Genomic DNA, 5,858 nt, shown 5'->3' with positions numbered 1-5,858 from the left:
ATGAGCCTGACGAGCTACCGGGCTGCTCCATCCCGCGACATTTTTATTTATGCTCTGGCGCGTTGCGCGAGTTGAGCCATTAATTGCTTTATCACTGATGTTGTGATTGAGCATTTATCCCTTCAGAGGGGTATATCTGAAGGTATTTTTTATTGTTATCGTTTAGAGTTTATGGATTTTACTAGGTTTGGCGGTGACCTACTCTCCCACGCCTTAAGACGCAGTACCATCGGCGCAACAGTGCTTAACTTCCGGGTTCGGGATGGGACCGGGTGTTTCACTTGCGCTATGACCACCAAACCGAGGAAAATCCATATTGACGATCTTTGTGAGAGATCGTCGAGATACAATCGCGATGAAGTCCAAGTTTGTTTTGCTTTTGGTTCATTGTGTCACTGCCTGTTACTGGAACAGATCAAGCCTATCGGGCGATTAGTACCGGTCAACTGAATGCATTGCTGCACTTACATCTCCGGCCTATTGACGAGGTGGTCTACCTCGGCCCTCAGGGATACCTTGTTTTGAGGGGGGCTTCCCGCTTAGATGCCTTCAGCGGTTATCCTGTCCGATCATAGCTACCCTGCACTGCTGCTGGCGCAACAACAGGTCCACCAGTGGATCGTTCACCCCGGTCCTCTCGTACTAGGGGCAACTCCTCTCAAGTATCCTACACCCACGGCAGATAGGGACCGAACTGTCTCACGACGTTCTAAACCCAGCTCACGTACCTCTTTAAACGGCGAACAGCCGTACCCTTGGGACCTGCTCCAGCCCCAGGATGAGATGAGCCGACATCGAGGTGCCAAACACTGCCGTCGATATGGACTCTTGGGCAGTATCAGCCTGTTATCCCCGGCGTACCTTTTATCCGTTGAGCGATGGCCCTCCCACTTGGGACCACCGGATCACTATGGCCGACTTTCGTCTCTGCTCGACTTGTCAGTCTCGCAGTCAGGCTGGCTTCTGCCATTGCACTCAACGAGCGATTTCCGACCGCTCTGAGCCAACCTTCGCGCGCCTCCGTTACGCTTTAGGAGGCGACCGCCCCAGTCAAACTACCCGCCACGCAGGGTCCCGGATCCGGATAACGGACCGCGGTTAGATATCAAGAGTGCGAAGGGTGGTATCTCAAGGGAGGCTCCACCGGAACTAGCGTTCCGGTTTCGATGCCTACCACCTATCCTGCACATCACAATCCTGATACCAGTGCGAAGCTGTAGTAAAGGTGCACGGGGTCTTTCCGTCTAACCGCGGGAAGCCTGCATCTTGACAGGCAATTCAATTTCGCTGAGTCGATGTTGGAGACAGCGGGGAAGTCGTTACGCCATTCGTGCAGGTCGGAACTTACCCGACAAGGAATTTCGCTACCTTAGGACCGTTATAGTTACGGCCGCCGTTTACCTGGGCTTCAATTCGGAGCTCTCACCCCTCCTTTTAACCTTCAGGCACCGGGCAGGCGTCAGACCCTATACGTCGTCTTGCGACTTCGCAGAGCCCTGTGTTTTTAATAAACAGTCGCCACCCCCTGGTTTGTGCCCCCAGCTCCAAGTTGCCTTGGAACCGGGCCTCCTTCTCGCGAACTTACGGAGGTATTTTGCCGAGTTCCTTCAACATCGTTCTCTCAAGCGCCTTGGTATTCTCTACCAGTCCACCTGTGTCGGTTTAGGGTACGGTCTCATGGAGGGCTATTTCCAGGGACTGATCAGCAGCCCATTCAATCCGATAAGGATGAACTACCTTCACAATCCGTCACATCCTCCTGGCCTAGGAATATTAACCTAGTTCCCATCGGCTACGCCTTTCGGCCTCGCCTTAGGGGCCGGCTTACCCTGCTCAGATTAGCTTTAAGCAGGAACCCTTGGACTTTCGGCGAGAGTGTCTCTCACACTCTTTGTCGCTACTCATGTCATCATTCTCGCTAGTGATCTCTCCACGGGATCGCTCACGCGCCCGCTTCATCGAAAGCTCCGTGCGTCCAAGACCTTCCAGAGGAAGGTTAAAGACGCATGGAACTATGTCACACTACGCTCTGCTACCATGCACTATGTGCATCCTAAGCTTCGGCTCATGGCTTGAGCCCCGTTACATCTTCGCCGCAGGACGTCTTAATTAGACCAGTGAGCTGTTACGCTATCTTTAAAGGATGGCTGCTTCTAAGCCAACCTCCTGGTTGTTTTGGACATCCCACCTGCTTTCCCACTTAGCCATGAATTAGGGGCCTTAGCTGTAGGTCAGGGTTGTTTCCCTCTCCACTACGGACGTTAGCATCCGCAGTGTGTCTGCCATCTAGTACTCCCGGGTATTCGGAGTTTGGTTAGGATCAGTAAGCCTGTGGGGCCCCATTACCCATCCAGTGCTCTACCCCCCGGGGTATTCGGATGACGCTCTACCTAAATAGATTTCGCAGAGAACCAGCTATCTCCGAGTTTGATTGGCCTTTCACCCCTAGGCACAGCTCATCCCGATCCTTTTCAACGGATGTGGGTTCGGTCCTCCAGTGCATGTTACTGCACCTTCAACCTGGCCATGCCTAGATCACTCGGTTTCGGGTCTGATCCCACGAACTCATGCGCCCTATTAAGACTCGCTTTCGCTGCGCCTACACCTAACGGCTTAAGCTTGCTCGTGAGACCAAGTCGATGACCCATTATACAAAAGGTACGCTGTCAGCCCTCAAGGGGCCTCCAACTGATTGTAGGCGTTCGGTTTCAGGTACTGTTTCACTCCCCTCGTCGGGGTGCTTTTCACCTTTCCCTCACGGTACTGGTTCGCTATCGGTCAGTAAGGAGTACTTAGCCTTCGAAGGTGGTCCTCCGATCTTCAGACAGGATTTCACGTGTCCCGCCCTACTTAATACGTCCTATCATGCTTCATATACGGGGCTATCACCCACTATGGCTGTGCTTCCCAACACATTCTATTCACACTCAAGGCTCGGCTGGTCCCCGTTCGCTCGCCGCTACTAGGGGAGTATCATATTGATGTCCTTTCCTCCGGGTACTTAGATGTTTCAGTTCCCCGGGTTTGCTCTTAAAACCCTATGTATTCAGGTCTTAAGTACCTGATTAAGCTCATTATTGATGTCCTACCGCTTTGCCACTTGAGGACAGGCCTCTCATAGCAGACTGCAGGGTCACAATAACAAACTGTCAGGTGGGTTCCCCCATTCGGAAATTCATGGATCAAAGCCTATTCTCAGCTCCCCATGACTTATCGCAGAGTATCACGTCCTTCATCGCCTCTTACTGCCAAGGCATCCACCAAACGCCCTTCTCGCGCTTGATCTGGTCCAGAAAAAGACAGTGAACTGTCACGCCACAGAAGCTGGTAAGAAACTGTGGCCTTATTCTGAACCAAAAGCATACTTTCCCGCTCACTTCATAGAAGTGAACATTGGTTCATAAACCTTGCGGAATATGAACCGGGTTAGTGTACTTGACTTGGACAACACTGTGGTTTCAATCCGGCAGACCCTCGCGCGCCCGAGGAAAAGGGCGGATGCAAAGGCTCGCATCAGGCCACATAGGTGGCCGTCAGCACCAAACTGAGGTCGATCCCTCACGCGGGTGACCAACAGTGTTGTTGATTGTATCTCTCTAAACGATGTCAATGTGATCAACCTTCCCGAAGGAACATCGATCCGGTCCGATTGGACGGTTAAACATCTCATGATGCTTAACGATCAAATCGTCTCTCGCAGAATGGTGGGTCGAGGAGGACTTGAACCTCCGACCTCACGCTTATCAGGCGTGCGCTCTAACCACCTGAGCTACCGACCCATTCTATGTGGGCCGTTCGCATGAGTGGTGGAGCCTAGGAGGATCGAACTCCTGACCTCCTGAATGCAAATCAGGCGCTCTCCCAGCTGAGCTAAGGCCCCTTGCTAGATCTCGCCCCAGGGCAAGATCATGACAGTTCTGAAGAGATATGAGGACGGCCTGGTCCTGTTTAGTGTCCTACCGCGCGGAGCGCTACTTGAGGACCTAAACGATGTGATCAGTTTTGATTACTGATCTTATGCTAAGTGTATCACGAGACAGAGCAAGCTCTGATCTAGCTAGATACATCCTTAGAAAGGAGGTGATCCAGCCGCAGGTTCCCCTACGGCTACCTTGTTACGACTTCACCCCAGTCGCTGAGCTCACCGTGGTCCGCTGCCCCCATTGCTGGTTGGCGCACGGCCTTCGGGTAAACCCAACTCCCATGGTGTGACGGGCGGTGTGTACAAGGCCCGGGAACGTATTCACCGCGTCATGCTGTTACGCGATTACTAGCGATTCCGACTTCATGGGGTCGAGTTGCAGACCCCAATCCGAACTGAGACAGTTTTTTGGGATTAACCCATTGTCACTGCCATTGTAGCACGTGTGTAGCCCAACCCGTAAGGGCCATGAGGACTTGACGTCATCCACACCTTCCTCCCGCTTATCACGGGCAGTTTCCCTAGAGTGCCCAGCCGAACTGCTGGCAACTAAGGATGTGGGTTGCGCTCGTTGCCGGACTTAACCGAACATCTCACGACACGAGCTGACGACAGCCATGCAGCACCTGTCACTCGGCCACCGAAGTGGAAACCAGATCTCTCTGGCGGTCCGAGGATGTCAAGGGTTGGTAAGGTTCTGCGCGTTGCTTCGAATTAAACCACATGCTCCACCGCTTGTGCGGGCCCCCGTCAATTCCTTTGAGTTTTAATCTTGCGACCGTACTCCCCAGGCGGAATGCTTAATCCGTTAGGTGTGTCACCAACAAGCATGCTTGCTGACGACTGGCATTCATCGTTTACGGTGTGGACTACCAGGGTATCTAATCCTGTTTGCTCCCCACACTTTCGCACCTCAGCGTCAGTATCGAGCCAGTGAGCCGCCTTCGCCACTGGTGTTCCTCCGAATATCTACGAATTTCACCTCTACACTCGGAATTCCACTCACCTCTCTCGAACTCAAGACCAGGAGTTTTGGAGGCAGTTCCAGGGTTGAGCCCTGGGATTTCACCCCCAACTTTCTGATCCGCCTACGTGCGCTTTACGCCCAGTAATTCCGAACAACGCTAACCCCCTCCGTATTACCGCGGCTGCTGGCACGGAGTTAGCCGGGGTTTCTTTACCAGATACTGTCATTATCATCTCTGGCGAAAGAGCTTTACGACCCTAAGGCCTTCATCACTCACGCGGCATGGCTGGATCAGGCTTGCGCCCATTGTCCAAGATTCCCCACTGCTGCCTCCCGTAGGAGTCTGGGCCGTGTCTCAGTCCCAGTGTTGCTGATCATCCTCTAAAACCAGCTATAGATCGTAGACTTGGTAGGCCGTTACCCCACCAACTATCTAATCTAACGCGGGCCGATCCTTCTCCGATAAATCTTTCCCCCGAAGGGCGTATAAGGTATTACTCACCGTTTCCAGTGGCTATTCCTTAGAGAAGGGCACGTTCCCACGCGTTACTAACCCGTCCGCCGCTCACCCCGAAGGGCGCGCTCGACTTGCATGTGTTAGGCCTGCCGCCAGCGTTCGTTCTGAGCCAGGATCAAACTCTCAAGTTGAAAAGCACTTACATGCTTATCCTTGACGTTCGAACCTCTGCACATCTTGATTGCACTACCACCCATTCGGCTACTTGAGCGCGATTAGGCGTGATCCAGACCCGGCTAGGAACCCGGAATTGCAATCATGTTTCTCTGTCTGTTGTGCTTGGTTTCAAAAGAAACCGAAGCCGAACAAGACAGTGAAGCTGACACTAGATCATCGGACAAAAGCCCTACTAGCGTTGATATACAGACGTTGATCCATCGAATGAACCAAACCGCCCACATATCTCTTCAGATATCATCAATGTCAAAGAGCATACATCCAGAGACAATAAC

The 5,858-nt window shown here is 52.7% G+C and carries 2 tRNA genes and 3 rRNA genes; all 5 read right to left on the bottom strand.

Going from position 1 to position 5,858, the window contains the following annotated elements:
* Positions 1–185: 185 nt before the first annotated feature.
* Positions 186–300 (bottom strand): 5S ribosomal RNA (gene rrf, locus VWY75_RS18405).
* A gap of 111 nt (positions 301–411) precedes the next feature.
* Positions 412–3,285, bottom strand: a 23S ribosomal RNA gene (locus tag VWY75_RS18400).
* Positions 3,286–3,702: 417 nt separating this feature from the next.
* A tRNA-Ile gene (locus tag VWY75_RS18395) sits at positions 3,703–3,779 on the bottom strand.
* Positions 3,780–3,804: 25 nt separating this feature from the next.
* Positions 3,805–3,880: transfer RNA gene (locus tag VWY75_RS18390), tRNA-Ala, on the bottom strand.
* 193 nt (positions 3,881–4,073) lie between these two features.
* Positions 4,074–5,537: ribosomal RNA gene (locus VWY75_RS18385) — 16S ribosomal RNA — on the bottom strand.
* Together the 16S, 23S and 5S rRNA genes with 2 tRNA genes alongside form the textbook arrangement of a ribosomal RNA operon.
* Positions 5,538–5,858: the final 321 nt, after the last annotated feature.

This window comes from Phaeobacter sp. JH20_08 (genome assembly GCF_048056635.1).
Lineage (GTDB): Bacteria > Pseudomonadota > Alphaproteobacteria > Rhodobacterales > Rhodobacteraceae > Phaeobacter > Phaeobacter bryozoorum.
The sequence above is the reverse complement of the archived record's forward strand: the minus strand, read 5'-3'. Positions and strand labels throughout refer to the sequence as shown.